This window comes from Cryobacterium sp. 10I1, from assembly GCF_035019805.1.
GTDB classification, from domain to species: Bacteria; Actinomycetota; Actinomycetes; order Actinomycetales; family Microbacteriaceae; genus Cryobacterium; species Cryobacterium glucosi.
The window spans coordinates 1-14,786 of sequence record NZ_JASJVF010000010.1; the positions used below are offsets into that span (position 1 = coordinate 1).

Genomic DNA, 14,786 nt, shown 5'->3' on the forward strand with positions numbered 1-14,786 from the left:
GGATGGTGTCGGACAGGCGCAGCAGGAGCGCGACGATGATCCAGTTGGCGACGAGCGATGACCCGCCGGCCGCGAGGGCCACATCACCGCGGCGCAGGGCGGTCGCGGCCCTGGCGAGGTGGGCTGCGGATGCCGGGCGGTCCGCCGGGTTCTTCGCGAGGCAGGAGATGACGAGGTTGCGGACCGGCTCGGAGACGGTGTCGGGCAGGTCGGGGGCGATCTCGTTGATCTGCGCCATCGCGATGGCCACCTGGGACTCGCCCGTGAACGGGCGGCGTCCGGCGAGGCACTCATATGCAACGATGCCGAGCGAGTAGATGTCGGTCGTCGGCGACGCTGAGCGACCGCTGGCCTGTTCGGGCGAGAGGTACTGCACGGTGCCCATGACCTGACCGGTGGCGGTCAGTGGAACCTGGTCCGCGATGCGGGCGATGCCGAAGTCGGTGATCTTGACGCGGCCGTCGGGGGTGATCAGCAGGTTCCCGGGCTTGATGTCCCGGTGCACCAGTCCCGCGGCGTGCGCGGCGTGCAGGGCGGATGCCGTCTGCGCGACGATGTCGAGGACCTTGTCGGTCGGCAGGACGTGCTCGCGCTCGAGGATCGTCGACAGGGCTTCGCCGGGTACGAGTTCCATGACGAGGAACGCGCTTCCGTCTTCTTCGCCGTAGTCGAAGACATTGGCGATGCCTTCGTGGTTGACGAGAGCGGCGTGACGGGCCTCGGCGCGGAAGCGCTCGAGGAAGCCTGGGTCACCGAGGTACTCGTCTTTCAAGATCTTGATGGCGACGGTACGACCGATTACGAGGTCGACGGACTGCCAGACCTCGCCCATTCCGCCGATGGCGATCCGGGACTTCAGTTCGTAGCGTCCCCCGAAGGTGAGCCCTGCTGTGGGTCTCATTTGTTCAGCACCGCCTCTAGTACCTGCTTTGCAACGGGTGCGGCGAGCAAATTGCCGTACCCCTTCTGGCCAAGACCTCCGCCATCCTCGACGAGGACGGTGATCGCGTATTTTGGATCTTCTGCGGGAGCAAAACCGGTGAACCAGAGTGTGTATGGCTCGTCAGTTCCGTTCTCGGCCGTACCCGTTTTTCCCGCCACGTTGACCCCGTCTATTCTTGCATTGCTCGCCGCGCCATCCGCGACGTCGTTGACCATCATCTGGGTCATCGTGGCCGCGGTTGCGGCGCTGATCACCTGTTTCACCGTCTTCGGCGTAAAGCTTTCGAGAGGGCTGAGATTGGGGGCGATGATTTCCTCCACCAGGTTCGGCGCCATCTGGACTCCGCCGTTTGCGATCGTCGCCGACACCATCGCCATCTGCAGGGGCGTTGCGCGCACTTCGTACTGCCCGAATGCCGAAAGTGCGGTCTGCGCGTCGTCGAGGACCGTGGGGTACACGCTCGTCGCGACGTCGAGGGGAACCGAGTAGCTCGTGTTGAACCCGTACTTCTCGGCCATCTCCCGGATGGCCGTCGACCCGAGCTGCAGCCCGAGCTCTGCCATGGGGATGTTGCAGGACAGGCGCAGCGCGGTGGCGATCGTGACCGTGTCGCCGCTGCCGCAGGTGCCGCCACCGGAATTGATCACGATCGACGAGCTGCCCGGCAGCGTGAAGGTCGCCAGGTTCGGGAAGGCGCTGTCGGGGGTGAACTTGCCCGATTCGATGGCAGCGGATGCGACGACGAGCTTGAAGACGGAGCCGGGAGGGTTGAGGGCATCGATGGACCGGTTGATGAGGGGGTTGCCCGGGTCGTTCACGAGGCTCTGGTACGTGCCGGTGACGGCCTCGCTGTCGTGCACGGCGAGCAGGTTCGGGTCGTAGCTCGGCTTGGACACCATGGCCAGGATCCGGCCGGTCTTCGGCTCGGTGACGATGACGGCACCGGTGAGGTTCCCGAGGGCATCCCAGGCGGCCTGCTGGGCGACCGGGTCGATCGTGACCTCGACCGATGCGCCCGTGGAGACCTGGCCGGTGACGAGGGAGTTCATCTGGTCGAAGAACTGGGAGTCCGAGGTGCCGCTGAGCTCGCCGTTGAGCGCGTGCTCGAGCCCGGTGGCCGCACCATTGACGGGCAGGAACCCCGTGACAGGGGCGTAGAGCGCGGCCTTGCTGTACGTGCGCAGGTACTTGTAGTTGTCATCGGTCGGGACAGACTGTGCGATCGGGGTGCCCGCAACCAGGATGGCGCCGCGCTCGACCATGTAGCTGTCGTAGAGCGTGCGGGTATTGCGTGAGTCTGCGGACAGGCTTTCGGCCTGGAAGACCTGGATGATCGTCGTCGAGCTCAGCAGGGCGACGAACATCAGCATGACGACAATGCTGACGCGCTTGAGTTCGCGATTCATCAGACCACCAGCCTGGGTTGGTTGCGGATGGTGTCGGACAGGCGCAGCAGGAGCGCGACGATGATCCAGTTGGCGACGAGCGATGACCCGCCGGCCGCGAGGAAGGGTGTCGTGAGCCCCGTGAGCGGAATGACCCTGGTGACACCGCCGATCACGATGAAGCACTGGAGGACGACGACGAAGGAGAGCCCGACACCGAGGAGCTTGCCGAAGTCGTCGTGCCCGGCGAAGCCGATGCGGATGCCGCGGGCCACGAAGAGCAGGTACAGGGCCAGGATCGCGAACAGCCCGGCGAGGCCGAGTTCTTCGCCGAGGCTCGCGATGATGTAGTCGCTCTGCGGAACCGGGGTGATTTCGGGGCGTCCCTGGCCGAGGCCGGTGCCGAGAAGGCCGCCCTTGGCGAGCCCGAACAAGCCCTGGACGAGCTGGTAGCTCCCGCCGTCTGCGTTGTAGACGTCGGGGTTGAGCGCATCGAGCCAGTTCTGGAACCGGCCGTGCACGTAATCGAGGGTCTGGCTGGCGATGATCGCGCCGCCGATGAAGAGGGTCATGCCGAGCAGGACCCAGCTGAGCCGGCCGGTCGCGATGTAGAGCATGACGAGGAACAGCCCGAAGTAGAGCAGCGCTGTTCCGAGATCGCGCTGAAAGATGATGACCGACATCGAGAGGGCCCAGAGAACCAGGATCGGACCGAGGTCGCGCAGCCGCGGGAACTTCATCCAGAGCACCCGGCGGCCGACCATCGACAGGCTGTCCCGGTTGCGGACCAGATAGCCGGCGAAGAAGATCGCGAGGGCGATCTTTGCGATCTCACCGGGCTGGAAGGTTGCGAAGGAGCCGATTCCGATCCAGACCCTGGCACCGCTGACCTCGCGGCCGAGGCCGGGGACGAGCGGGAGGAGGAGCAGGACGACCGCGACGAACCCGGACACGTAGGTGTAGCGGAAGAGCACCCGGTGGTTGCGGATGACGAGCATCACCGTGATGGCGCAGGCGATCGCCAGGCCGCTCCACACGGTCTGGCGCACGGCGGCACTGTCCCAGCCGGCGTCTCCATTGGCGATGTCGATGCGGTAGATCATCGCAATTCCGATGCCGTTCAGGAGCGTGGCGATCGGCAGGATGAACGGGTCGGCGTCCCGCGCCACGAAGCGCAGGACGATGTGCAGGCAGAGCACGAGGCCGGACAACCCTGCGCCCAGCACGACGAGGGTCGTATCGATGTGCCCGAGCGCCCCGAGCTGGACGAGCACGACGGCCGAGGCGTTGATCCCGCACGCGACGATGAGCAGGAACAGTTCGACGTTCCGCATCTTCTGCGGCAGGTGCAGTCGCCGCGTGCTGCCGGGCTTGGACTTCGGAGCGCGCGTGGGGGCATCCGTTGCCCGTGCGTTACTCATTCTTCGCCTTCGTCAGGCGCTCGACCACGAGGCGGGCCTCATCGAGCGACGCTGCGCTGATGGTCTGCTCGACCTGCTGCCGGTCGTAGACGCGCAGGTCGGTGACCTGGAGCGGGGTCTCCTCGTAGACGGAGTGGAGGGAGATGGGCCCGAGGTCCTGTTGCACGCCGCGGAAGATCGCGACCGTGCTGCCCTCGACGCCGACGTAGTACCGCGTCTGGGTCCACTGGTAGCCGAGGATTCCGCCGCCGACGAGGGCGACGATGAGCAGGATGACGCCGGCGAGCCAGGTGGCCTTGCGGCGGCGGGCGCGGCGGGCATCCTCCTCGATGAGTTCGGTGAGGTAGTCCTGGGAATCGGGTTCGAAGTGGGTCTCGCGAACGGGGTGCAGGCGCAGGCTCGACATCCGCAGGGCACGGCTGCGTCCGGGTTCCTCGCCGAAGGCCAGCGGTGCGGATGCCGACCCGACGACGATGGGGGTGTCGATGCGTTGGTCCGGCGCGCCGATGTCGACGACGACGATCGTGACGTTGTCAGGGGCTCCGCCGTCGAGGCTCTCCTTGACGAGTCGGTCGGCGACGCCCTGCGGGTCGAGCTCGCTCGAGAGTGCGGCCGCGATGCTGGTGTTGGAGACGACGCCGCTCAGTCCGTCAGAGCAGATCAGCCAGCGGTCGCCGGCGAAGGTCGCGAGGATCGAGGTGTCGATCTCGGGGGCGGCCTCGACGTCCCCGAGCACGCGCATCAGGACCGAGCGGCGCGGGTGCACCATCGCCTCCTGCTCGGTGATGCGGCCGCTGTCAACGAGGCGCTGCACGAAGGTGTGGTCGATCGTGATCTGGGAGAGCTCGCCCTGGCGCAGGAGGTAGATGCGTGAGTCGCCGATGTGGGCGATCGCGACCTCGTCGTTGAGCACGATCAGGGCGCTGACGGTCGTGCCCATTCCGGTCAGCTCGGTGTGCTCGTAGACCGTCTCGGCGAGGAGGGAGTTCGCCGCGATGAGGGCGGCCTGGAGTGCGAATTCGGCGTCCTGCGGGCTCTGGTAGTCCCGGTCGGCCTCGATGATGCGCTTGGTCGCGATCGCGGAGGCGACGTCGCCTCCCGCGTGCCCGCCCATGCCGTCTGCGACGAGGAACAGGTGCTGGCCGGAGTAGCCGGAGTCCTGGTTGTTGGACCGGATCTTTCCAACGTGGGACGCGGCCGCGCTGTGACTGACTGTCGCCATGGACCTACCGCCGAAGCTCGAAGCTGGTCGCGCCGATCTTGACGGTGGTGTTCAAGGGGACAGGTGTCGGAACCGCGAGGCGTACGCCCGCGAGGAAGGTGCCGTTTGTCGAATCGAGATCCTGGATCATCCACTTGTCATTCCACAGCATCAGCCGGGCATGGTGGGTCGACGTGTAGTCGTCGCGAATGACGAGGCTTGAATCGGCGGAGCGACCGATCGTGACCGAATCCACGGTCAACGGGAATTCGGTGCCGGCCTTCGGGCCGGAGGTGATCACGAGCCTGGTCGCGTTCTGGGCGGTGGCCTTGTCGCCGGGGCCGAGGTCGTCCTTCGCGGCCTGCGCCGAGAACTGTTCCGTCGGTGCCGCAGCGGATGCCGCCGGCGGCTGGACGAAGGCGGGAGCGGCCTGCATCACCGGTGCCGCGACCGGTACGGCCGACGGGAATGCTGCGGCGAGTCCTGCGGACGCCACCGCGGGGGCGCCGTCCTTGGGCTGCTTGCGGACCCTCTGGCCGAAAAGGTCGCTGCGGAGGGCATAGACGATGCCGAAGATGAAGAGCCAGAGCACGAGAAGGAACCCGAGCCGCAGGACGAGCAGGGTCAGCTCGCTGACATTCATGCGGAGGGCCCCCAGAATCCGCCCATGTCGTGGCGCTCGTGCGGTGCGGCCGGCAGATCGGAGCGCTGGTCGGCAGCGGGAGCATCCGCGTGGGCCTGGGCGAGCACCCGGAAGACGATGCGGGTGCGGCCGATGGTGATGACCGAATCCGGTTCGAGGATCGCCTGCTTGACGGCGACACCGTTGAGCTGGGATCCATTCGTGGAGCCGAGGTCGCGCACCTGCGCACGGGCGCCGTCCCAGGTGATCTCGACGTGGCGGCGGGAGGTGCCGGTGTCGTCGATGGTGATGTCGGCATCCGTGCCGCGACCGATGACCGTGGTCGACTTGCGGAGCGGGTACCGCTTGCCGCCGACATCGACGACGGGCGTCCAGGTGACGCTGCCCTTGACGGTGGACGAGTCGATCTGGACCATGCCCTCGCTGAGGCCGCGGTCGTCGGAGAGGCTGATCGAGATGCCGCCGGCGAACTGGTAGCGCTGCTCGTTGCCGTGCTGCTGGACCAGGTCGGTGAGCTCGTCGATGAGTGCGGGTCCGAGGTTGGTCATGCGCTGGAAGTCGGTGTGGCTCATGCGGACGGTGAAGCGATTGGGCGCGAGGATGCGGTCGCGGGACACCACAGCTGCCTTGGTGTCCAGTTCGCGACGCAGCGCGGAGGTGATCTCCACCGGCTGTAGTCCCGACTTGAAGGTCTTGGCGAATGCGCCGTTTACGGCGCGCTCAAGGCCCTTTTCAAAGTTATCCAGAATGCCCACAGGTCTCCCGATCCGATCCTTTCGGCTATCAGCATGTTACTTGCCTCGCGTGTTAACTCGCCCGCCGGGCACATGGAACCGGAATTGTCATCCTACGGGAGGCGGCTATGGGCACGGAGGTGGGTCCGTTTCTGTCCGGCCAGGAGGCAGTCTCGCATGACTCGCGTCCGAGAGGGTCACGAGACGGCAAACGGGGCGGATGCTGCGCGCCCCTTCCCGCCTCGCCCGGCGGCTGGACGAATGGCATTCGCACCCCGATTAGTGCTAGCCTCTCTAAGTTCGCGCGAGTGGCGGAATTGGCAGACGCGCTGGCTTCAGGTGCCAGTGTTCGAAAGGACGTGGGGGTTCAAGTCCCCCCTCGCGCACAGTGGGTTGATTGCCAAATAGATTGAATCTATTTGCGAAACCCGGTCGGACAAGAAAGGCCCCCGAGAAATCGGGGGCCTTTCGTCGTTCCCGGCGCTTACGTTGCCTCTCGGTGAGGCCGACTCTGCTGGGACGCCTCTTCCGGCCACGAAAAAGCGCCCCAGCCGACTCGAAGAGGTGTTTTCGAGCGTGCGGGAGCGCCGTGCAGTGCGCGTGAGAGTGTCGGTGAAGCGGCGCCGGGCCTAGGTCTTGGCTGGCGACGTCTGGAAGTCGTCCCAAGCGGCGACGCGCTTGTTCTTGCGGTTCTTGCGCCTCTTCCGGAGTAAGAGTTTCCGTGCCTTGCGGTCGGAGCGTTCGTCGTCGGTCTCTGGCCGAAGCATGTCGTCGCGGAATTTCTGGAGTTTCCGGAGGTTGCCGGCGACGACGAGGATGCTCACGAGCAGGTATTGGGCGGTGGACCCGCGGACGCGTCGGCGGCTGGAGTCGCCGATGGCTTCGTGGGAGCTGTCTTTGAGGAACCCGTTGGCTCCTTCGATGGTGTTGCGGTCGTGGGAGTAGATTTCCTGCCACTCGTTGCTGCCGTACTGGTAGTGCTGGGCGAGCTTCGCGCCTGCGTCGAGTGGGACGCTCACCGAGGAGGCGTTTGTGCAGATTGTGTCGGGCTTGACGGGTGGGTTGTAGATGGTCGTCAGGGCGTCGTCGACCTTGGAACAGCCGTTCTCTACGAGTGGGCAGCTGACGGTGGCTCCGGGTCCGCGGGCGGGACACATCATCGGGACGCGCCCCTTGGCGTCGGGCTTCTCCTTGGGACGCAGCATGTATTGGCGGCGTTCAACGATGCGTTTTCGCCAAGTGTCGGCGTCGATGTCCTTCGCTCGGTAGAGGACGGTCGCGTTGACGAGGCCTTCGGGCATCGACGGGCAGTACAGTGCGCCTTCGACCTGGATGGCGCCGGCATAGCCGTCCTTGAGGCCCAGTTGGATGTCGAGGTAGTCGGTGACGACGGTGTAGCCGAGCATGCGGAGTGGGATCTGGAATTCTTTGGGTACAGCGGCGACATGGTACCCGCGGTCGCCGGTGGCGCGCCCGGCGGGGTGTCCGCGCTCGGCCACGCTTTCGAAGATGTGGCGTGCGGTGTGGATGAGTGCGGTGCCGGGGATGTTGAAGCCGATGCCCGCGACCAGGAGCGGATACCCGGGGAGGGTCTTGGGGTCGTGGTTGGTCTGGACGGCGATGGTCAGGTCCCAGCCGAACACGGACTTCACCGATTTGGTCGAGTCGTTGGTCTCCTTGTGGCTGCTGGTGCGGCGGTACCAGCCGGCGTCGGACTCGATGGCCACGTGGGTCTTGGACCGCGGCGCGCCGCGCTTCCCGTAGGCGGGGACGACAGTCGCGTCCACGCAGAGGTCGCCCTGCCACTGGTTGCGGGCCGCGTCGGGCACGAGCTGGAGGGTCGCTTCAATCAAGGCGTTGCACACCCAGTCCAGGCGCGCCTGCTTGACCTCGCTGTTCGCCTCGACACGGCGACGCAGCGTTTCTTCGTATTGTTCGGGAGTAGAGAACTTCCACTGCTTGCCGGGCTTCGGGTCGATAGCGTCCAGCGCTCGGTGCAGGGCACGCCAGAGCGGGAAGTACCAGCCCTCGCCGGTCTCCCTCTTGCCCCACAAGTCGAGGTGTCGTAGTGACTTCCCGCTCAACCGGTCGGAAGCGATGGTCGCCATCTCCTTGACGAACAGGGCGCTGTGCTCGGTGCTGAGAAGCAGGAACAGGATGAGCACCGTGCGGGTGCTGGCGACACTTCGCCGTCCGCCGGGCGCGGTCTTCACCCGGTCCTCCACCCTCCAGGCGTCAATCTGCTCGGCGACTTTGGAGTCGTCGACGAGCTTGCCGATGAACTCGACCTGGCTGTGAGAGATGCGGCTGGAGTTGCCGGTGAACCCGTGCTTGGGCAGGGTCCGTCGAAGCTGCTCCATGACTGTTGTAGACGCCGGCTGCGCGTCTGTCGTCGTCATGGTCGCGGCTCCCCGCGGAAGAGGACCTTCAGGTCGGAGGCCTCGGGTATCCTCACGAACGGCGCGAGCCGTTCGAACGTGCTGAACGTCTTGACGCCGAGCGCCTGGGCCAGGGCGACGATGGGCGTCCTGGCCTCGAGGTGACCCACAATCCACGTGGACCGCAGACGCTCCACGGTCGGGAACTCGCGGCCCTTCGCCGTTGAGTTCAAGAACTTCTTCACGTACGCGACGGCGTCGTTGGGGCGCTCGTCCTTCACGAAGAGGTAGTCCGAAACGAGCGGCCCGCGCAGTAGCCGCGTGACGTCGTCTTCCCAGTCAACCAGGCAGACGACCGTCCGCGGGCTTGCACCCGTCACGGTGACGATGACGCCGTCCGCGGTGGAGTCCACGTCCTCGACCTTGAGGTGCATGATCTCGGCTGTCGTCAAGGCGCAGCCCGCGGCGAGGGCGAGCAGCACCATCCAGTTATGACGGCGGAGCGCGGTCGACCGTGTGGCGGCCTGGCTCCGGAACCGAACCATCGCTGCCGGGGAATACGGGGCGAAGGGGTTCGGCCGTGGCTTCTTGCCGGCACCTCGGCGGACGGGGTCGAAGGAGTGGAGTTCGCCGGCGATGCGGAGGAGGCGGAGGCGTTCTGCCCGGGCGACGACGGGACTGAGGCCTGCCATCTGGCGTGCGGTGAACGTCTCGATGTGTCGTCCGCTGAAGACGATGTTGCGCTCGAGCGGGAGGCAGGCCGTCTCCGTCGTCCAGACGGCGAGCCGGGACACAACGGTCAGGGCTTTGCTGGCTTCGGCGCAATTTGTCGGCGCGAAGTCTGCAACGGCGGACCGGGTGAAGTCCGCGACGTCGTCCCAGAGTCGGTTGGGAATCATCGGAGTGAAGTTCTGTATGGTTTGGGCGACATTCGCGTCCAATTGCAGATTACTATATGCGTTATGACTATCGTCGACAAGGGTCAAGGCCTCGGGTGTCATCGGGCACCCCGCGTTCCGTGCTCTACGCTCGTCCTATGTCCAGGCCCGCCCGACCCATTCCGCACGACCTCACGGACAACTGGCCCGAAATGTCCTCGGTAGATCCCGTCGGGGAGGTCGCCCGGCAGTTCGCTCTGAACGTGAAGGCCGCCATCGGAGACCGAAGCATCCGCGGGGCGGCCCGCGACGTGGGCGTGGACCCCTCGACGATGATGTCCGTGCTCAACGGCCGCTCCTGGCCCGACCTCGCCACAATAGCCAAGCTTGAAATGGGCTTCGGCGTCGACCTCTGGCCCGGCCGGCTCGACAAGTAGCGGGCGAGTCGCCGATGGGGACCACGGGTTTGAAGAAAGGCGACGGGCGGCTATCGATTGGGGCTGTGAATAGAGTTCCATTGCCCGTATCTATGCGCGCGTACGAGCGGAGGTGTGGATCTCTAAGGAAGCGGCTGGTCAGATACTATTTATTCGCGACTAGAGAGATCTTCTGGCCTGAGCCAGCCGAGAGACCCCGCCATGCGGGCAGGTCCGGCACGTCGCACGACCACCCGGCCTCTGTCGTGGCTGAGCACCGCGCATATCCTGGGCATGACATATCCCACCTGTGGCCGATGCTGCTTCCTCAGCAAACGTAAGCAACGGCGTGTATCCCGAGCGCCCGACGCAAGCAGCCGGAGAGTCCCCGAATTTGAAAATGGAACCCCGCGCTATGCTTCGACCATGTCGACACGCTTCATTTCTCCAACTGCAATTGAGAATTTGGCTGCGCGCATGCGGGACGAGGCCGGACTCCTCGGCGAATCTTCGTCGAGAGTCGATATCCGGCGAATGGCAGTGTTCTTCGGCTGTGAGGTACAGGACGTTGAGTTTTCTCCGGATACTGTATCGGCACGCGTGAAGCGTCACGATGATTCTGCCCGCTTCCAGTACCTGATTCAGATCAATGCTTCGGACGCCAAACCCAGGCGCCGTTTTTCGATTGCACATGAGCTCGCCCATGTCGCACTGCACGATGACCAACGCGGTGGAACTTTCGATTTCGTTGAGGATCGAAAGCCGCTTGCTGACTATAGGGATCCCAACGACCTGTATAAGGAAGTCCAGGCCAACATGCTGGCTGCGGCCCTCTTGATGCCTCGCAAAGACGTTGAGCGTGTTTGGGAAGACGTGGACGACATCGACGACCTTGCGAACGCGTTCGCTGTGTCGCGCGATTCGGCCTACTTCCGACTGAACAACCTCGGTCTTCTCGTAAATGGATGAGGTGGCGGAAGCCGAGCTACCTTCTTCTCGGCTTGCCTCTCTGGTTGAGGGCACGATTGCAGAATCGGCCGATGAGAAGTCAAGGCCTGTTTCTATCCTTGGTGCCGTTCCAGTTGTTCGTGTATCGCACGAAAAGGAAGAACGGAAGATAGCTGGTGTGCCTGAAGGATTGAGCTACTTTCTCATAGTTCATCCAATGACCACGTTCTTCGGGGTTCTCGCTGAGAAGGAATTCGGGCATCTCAAGGCCCCTAGCTTTCACTCGAAGAGGGAGAAGTCCAAGGGCCTCTACTGGACATGTGTTGTGTTCGACTTTGTGTGGATGACGACAGCGATATTGCTCATCTTCACGGTCCTGAGCCGCATTGTCTGGAAAAGCTTCTTCTCCTGAGCGCATTTGGGCTGTGGCCAATCGACGGGGCGTTTTCAGTGCTCAGCGAGCCAGCTCAGGGCCCCGAAAGGGGCCTCCCGTTGGACGACGTTACACAGGTTCGGGAGTATGCCCGATAGCCGTGACACGAGCAATTGCCCAGCGCCAGCTCGCAGACATCGTCGACAGAACGAGGCCTCGCTTAGAAATCGTCCTCATCTGCGAGACGAACAGTGAACCAATCGAGGTCCTTGGGGAACAAGAGCAGTCGGCCAGAAGTTCTTGCCTGGCGCATAGGGCCGTAGTAAAGGAACGCCGCTCCTTGTAGGTCTTCGGCGTCGTCGATGCCCTTACTCTCCATCAGTTCGGCGAGGAATTTGGACTCCAGCTTCAGCGAAGGAGCACCTCGCCAACCCAGGTTGAACCAAGCACCCGTTTCGTCTTCGTGTACATACCGGATTGTGCCCCAATAGAGACGGCGCTGCCCATTGTGTTGCACATCAGCGTCAATTGCTGCGATGCAGAGTTCCGCGATACTCATTCGCCTATCGTCCGGGAGCACAATGATCGCGGGGTTGACGGCGAAGTCCGGCTCTCGAACTAGCCGACGCAAGAGGGTTGACAGGCCGAGGTTGCTGCGAGCGATACGGGAACCTCCAGGGCCCGCATACTGACGCGCTTTCCCTTCATGCGGCTGGCCGCCTGGCGTGTGCGTCACATGTGGGACTGCTCGATTCAGCGCTGGCTGAAGAAGTAACTCGTCGCCGCGGTTGTATGCCGGCTCATCCGTGGGAAGGTGACCGCTTCCTCGGTCATCCGTTAGCGCAGCTGCCAATTCGCAGTCATCGCCGTGGGGCCTGGCGCCGAAACACGCCGCACGACCGTTTCGCGCACGCCGGATGAAGTAAGCCGCCTTAGAACAGGATGTGCAAGAGAGGGAGTCCCGAAAGCTCGCCCTTTCGCCCGAGGAAAGGTCGGCGTAGTCGGATGCTAAAACGACTGAGCCGGTGGCTCCGCAGAAGGCTTCATACATGGCGTAACGATACCGCGCACGTGCGCCACGAACTCCGCAACCCCCACAGCCACCTCGACGGGGAGTAGTTGACCGTCGATTCGGTGGGTGGACAGGTCGGCTGAGTCGAACCAGAACTCATCGAACGGCAGCGCGGCAGAGAACATCATCCGCGTCCGCAGACCGTTGGCCCTGTCATAACATTCGTCGATGACAGGGAACAGCGTTATTTCCCAGATTCGTGACTGCGCGCCGCAACGGCGCAATCGAACTTCACACAGGTCTTCAGAATTGCTCATGACCTTCCTATGCGCAGTCGTTCTAAGCCTGGCCAGGCCGCCCTCAGCACTGCTGACTCTGCATTAGTCTGAGTCTTCCGCCTTGTCGCCGAGGGTGTAGGAGACGCTGATGGTGATGCCGAGTGTGTTCATGGTGCGAAATAGCCGGGTGACGTAGAGGTTGGGCTTCCCGTTCTCGAGCCCTTGGAGGTAGTTGCGGGAGAATGCGAGCTTGTAGGCCAAGTCCTCCTGGCGTATGCCCCGGGATGCGCGGACCGCCTTGATGACCGCACCGAGGTCCCGAAATCGCTTGACGGTCACCGTGTACATGCTGCTGTCTCTCCCCGTGTCGGTTTCGCCGGCTACTCAGCCCAATGCAAGCTTATTCGTGCACACCTGCATGCCCGGATATGCGTGCACTGTAGCTTCACGCGTCCCGCAGCCTCGCCCGAACCTCACCCGCATCACGCTCGCGCACGAACCTCACGTACCGGGTGAGCGCCTCCAGGGACTCGATGCCGGCGGCGCGCATCAGCGGGACGACCGGTGTGGCCGCTTCCAGGTGCCGGACTATCCAGGTTGCGCGCAGTCGCTGCGACTGGGGTTTGACTCCGACGACCTGGCTGCGGTCGATGAAATTGGCGATGAGGTTCGGGTAATACGCGCCGTGGTTCTCGCGGAAGGCGAACCGCTCTGGTGCGAGGGCGCGGGTCCGGTCGACCAAGACCTGCTCCCAGTCGCGCAGAACGGGCACAGTACGTGGGCGCTCACCGTTGATTTCCAGGAGCACGCCGCCCTGGTCAACCACGATGTCGCGCACGCGGAGCTGGCCGATTTCGGATGCGGCCAGTCCCGCGCCGACACCGGTGGCCAGCAGCACCCAGGCGTTCGCGCGCCGTGCCGGAGTCGACTGCGTGGAGGCCCAACTGCGAAGCGAGATCAGCTCCGCGCTCGAGTACGGGGCTGCCGGCTCTGACGGCTCGAGCGCGGCGAGTCGCCGGGGTACCTCGCGCGGGTCGAGTAGTACCTCGGACATCCGCAGGAGCTGGCTTCTAAGGTTGCCCCGCGAGGCGGGCTTCAACGTGGGACAGCCAACTGCGATGAACCGGGCGACCACGTCCCGTCGGAAGACCACAGCGCGCTCCAACGGGAGCCCTGCCGTCTGCCAGGTCCATGCGGCGAGGCGTGACGCCGCGATCTTCAACTCGGCCACCGTGTATGGGGTGCCGTCGGCCGAATCTGCGACGGCATTGAGAACGAATTGCTTCACTTCGATCCAGACTGCCAAGTCCAGATTCGGTTCGTAGTCGGAACTTGTCACCGCAACCCCAAAGGCTTGAATTGCGGATTAGTATATGCATTAAACGTATCTGAGTCCAGAGTGTGTCGGCGAAGCGAACTGGTCGACAGGGAGGGTCGGCGAACATGGAGCACGAACCGCAGGAGGTCACGTCCCTAGCTGGTGACGAGGGCGGCGTCTGGCGCGTTGTCACGCAGGGCAGCTCACACATCCTCGACCTGGACGCCAAGACGGTCACGCGCATTCCGGGTTCAGGCCGGCCGGCCACCTTCAACGACGTGACGCGGCCGCTCCGCACCCTCGAGGCGTGCAGTGTCGGGGAGCCCGGACGGTGGACGATGATCTCCGACGACGAGATGACTGACTTCTACTGGCATGTCACCAGCCAGATCCGCCGGATTGAGCGCGTCGAGCAGTCAGGTGCCGGCCATGAGGATTGAGACGGTCTGGCGCGAAATAGAGGCGACCTGGGGGCTGCTCAACCCTGAGGAAGTGTTGGAGGCCCTGAATCTGCCGAAGACCGATGTCGACGTGGTCTCTCGGATGAGAGCGGATGGACAGCTCCTCGCCATCGAGCGAGGACGTGCGTACGCGTATCCAGGCTTCCAATTCGAATCGGGACATGTCGCACCGGTCATTCCCGCCCTGGTCGAGCTCGCGCACGAGGTGGCCTTGTCGCAGAACGAGCTCGTCGTCTGGCTGTGCTTCCCCTCCGGCTACTTCGGCGGCGACCGGCCGGTGGAGCACCTGGATGAGCCGGACGAGCTCGTCGAGAAGGCGCGGGACGAGGCGACGGTGGAGTGGTGAGAGAAGACTAATTCGGTAGTTGGCCGGGTTGTGGTGGAGAGGCGGCTTGCG

General features: G+C 64.3%; 17 protein-coding genes and 1 tRNA gene. 6 read left to right on the top strand and 12 right to left on the bottom strand.

The genetic code is table 11. The annotated features are described in order from the left end of the window. The 6 genes from QN345_RS02195 to QN345_RS02220 form a co-directional block, all read right to left on the bottom strand. The coding region (locus QN345_RS02195; RefSeq protein WP_323508425.1) for a protein kinase domain-containing protein at positions 1-901 on the bottom strand (901 nt) is incomplete at its 3' end. Further along, positions 898-2,349: a penicillin-binding protein 2 gene (locus tag QN345_RS02200; RefSeq protein WP_323508426.1), complete on the bottom strand. Its 1,452-nt coding sequence runs from the start codon at positions 2,347-2,349 to the stop codon at positions 898-900. The genes QN345_RS02195 and QN345_RS02200, both read right to left, overlap by 4 nt. Beyond that, complete coding sequence (locus tag QN345_RS02205) at positions 2,349-3,749, bottom strand: FtsW/RodA/SpoVE family cell cycle protein (protein WP_322189015.1); 1,401 nt, start codon at positions 3,747-3,749, stop codon at positions 2,349-2,351. The genes QN345_RS02200 and QN345_RS02205 overlap by 1 nt, the downstream gene beginning before the upstream one ends. Beyond that, a complete protein-coding gene (locus QN345_RS02210; protein WP_134448590.1) occupies positions 3,742-4,971 on the bottom strand; it encodes a PP2C family protein-serine/threonine phosphatase in 1,230 nt (409 codons plus the stop codon). The genes QN345_RS02205 and QN345_RS02210 overlap by 8 nt, the downstream gene beginning before the upstream one ends. A gap of 4 nt (positions 4,972-4,975) precedes the next feature. Next, on the bottom strand, positions 4,976-5,593 hold the full coding sequence (locus QN345_RS02215; protein ID WP_134448592.1) for an FHA domain-containing protein: 618 nt from the start codon (positions 5,591-5,593) through the stop codon (positions 4,976-4,978). Beyond that, positions 5,590-6,348, bottom strand: coding sequence for an FhaA domain-containing protein (locus QN345_RS02220; protein ID WP_134560835.1), 759 nt, complete (start codon positions 6,346-6,348; stop codon positions 5,590-5,592). The genes QN345_RS02215 and QN345_RS02220 overlap by 4 nt, the downstream gene beginning before the upstream one ends. 281 nt (positions 6,349-6,629) lie before the next feature. Here QN345_RS02220 and QN345_RS02225 point away from each other — a divergent pair. Next, positions 6,630-6,713, top strand: a tRNA-Leu gene (locus tag QN345_RS02225). A gap of 243 nt (positions 6,714-6,956) precedes the next feature. On the opposite strand, the gene QN345_RS02230 is transcribed toward QN345_RS02225, so the two are convergent. Continuing rightward, positions 6,957-8,726 (bottom strand): hypothetical protein, encoded by a 1,770-nt coding sequence (locus tag QN345_RS02230; protein WP_322189012.1) that lies wholly within the window; start codon positions 8,724-8,726, stop codon positions 6,957-6,959. Then, positions 8,723-9,604 carry a hypothetical protein gene (locus QN345_RS02235; protein ID WP_322189010.1) on the bottom strand — a complete coding sequence of 294 codons (882 nt, stop codon included), beginning with the start codon at positions 9,602-9,604 and terminating at the stop codon, positions 8,723-8,725. The genes QN345_RS02230 and QN345_RS02235 overlap by 4 nt, the downstream gene beginning before the upstream one ends. A gap of 137 nt (positions 9,605-9,741) precedes the next feature. Between QN345_RS02235 and QN345_RS02240 the strand changes: the two genes are divergently transcribed. The 3 genes from QN345_RS02240 (at position 9,742) to QN345_RS02250 (ending at position 11,359) form a co-directional block, all read left to right on the top strand. Further along, positions 9,742-10,020 carry a helix-turn-helix transcriptional regulator gene (locus QN345_RS02240; RefSeq protein WP_322189008.1) on the top strand — a complete coding sequence of 93 codons (279 nt, stop codon included), beginning with the start codon at positions 9,742-9,744 and terminating at the stop codon, positions 10,018-10,020. Between the two features lie 405 nt (positions 10,021-10,425). Beyond that, positions 10,426-10,968 carry an ImmA/IrrE family metallo-endopeptidase gene (locus QN345_RS02245; protein WP_322189006.1) on the top strand — a complete coding sequence of 181 codons (543 nt, stop codon included), beginning with the start codon at positions 10,426-10,428 and terminating at the stop codon, positions 10,966-10,968. A 1-nt stretch (position 10,969) separates the two neighbouring features. After that, complete coding sequence (locus QN345_RS02250; protein ID WP_323508427.1) at positions 10,970-11,359, top strand: hypothetical protein; 390 nt, start codon at positions 10,970-10,972, stop codon at positions 11,357-11,359. 181 nt (positions 11,360-11,540) lie between these two features. Here the strand turns inward: QN345_RS02250 and QN345_RS02255 are convergent, their stop codons facing one another. The 4 genes from QN345_RS02255 to QN345_RS02270 all read right to left on the bottom strand — a co-directional run bounded on the left by QN345_RS02255 (position 11,541) and on the right by QN345_RS02270 (position 13,898). Continuing rightward, a complete protein-coding gene (locus QN345_RS02255) occupies positions 11,541-11,879 on the bottom strand; it encodes a hypothetical protein (protein ID WP_322189002.1) in 339 nt (112 codons plus the stop codon). Between the two features lie 449 nt (positions 11,880-12,328). After that, positions 12,329-12,649 carry a hypothetical protein gene (locus QN345_RS02260; protein WP_322189000.1) on the bottom strand — a complete coding sequence of 107 codons (321 nt, stop codon included), beginning with the start codon at positions 12,647-12,649 and terminating at the stop codon, positions 12,329-12,331. Positions 12,650-12,712: 63 nt separating this feature from the next. Next, the gene (locus QN345_RS02265) at positions 12,713-12,958 is read right to left on the bottom strand and encodes a helix-turn-helix domain-containing protein (RefSeq protein ID WP_322188998.1); all 246 of its coding nucleotides are present in this window, start codon (positions 12,956-12,958) and stop codon (positions 12,713-12,715) included. A gap of 97 nt (positions 12,959-13,055) precedes the next feature. Then, positions 13,056-13,898, bottom strand: coding sequence for a hypothetical protein (locus QN345_RS02270; RefSeq protein WP_322188996.1), 843 nt, complete (start codon positions 13,896-13,898; stop codon positions 13,056-13,058). A gap of 155 nt (positions 13,899-14,053) precedes the next feature. Here QN345_RS02270 and QN345_RS02275 point away from each other — a divergent pair, with 155 nt between their 5' ends. Both QN345_RS02275 and QN345_RS02280 read left to right on the top strand, forming a co-directional pair. Further along, the gene (locus QN345_RS02275; RefSeq protein ID WP_322188994.1) at positions 14,054-14,368 is read left to right on the top strand and encodes a hypothetical protein; all 315 of its coding nucleotides are present in this window, start codon (positions 14,054-14,056) and stop codon (positions 14,366-14,368) included. Next, entirely contained in the window at positions 14,358-14,735 is a 378-nt protein-coding gene (locus tag QN345_RS02280; RefSeq protein ID WP_322188992.1) for a hypothetical protein, read from the top strand. The genes QN345_RS02275 and QN345_RS02280 overlap by 11 nt, the downstream gene beginning before the upstream one ends. Positions 14,736-14,786: the final 51 nt, after the last annotated feature.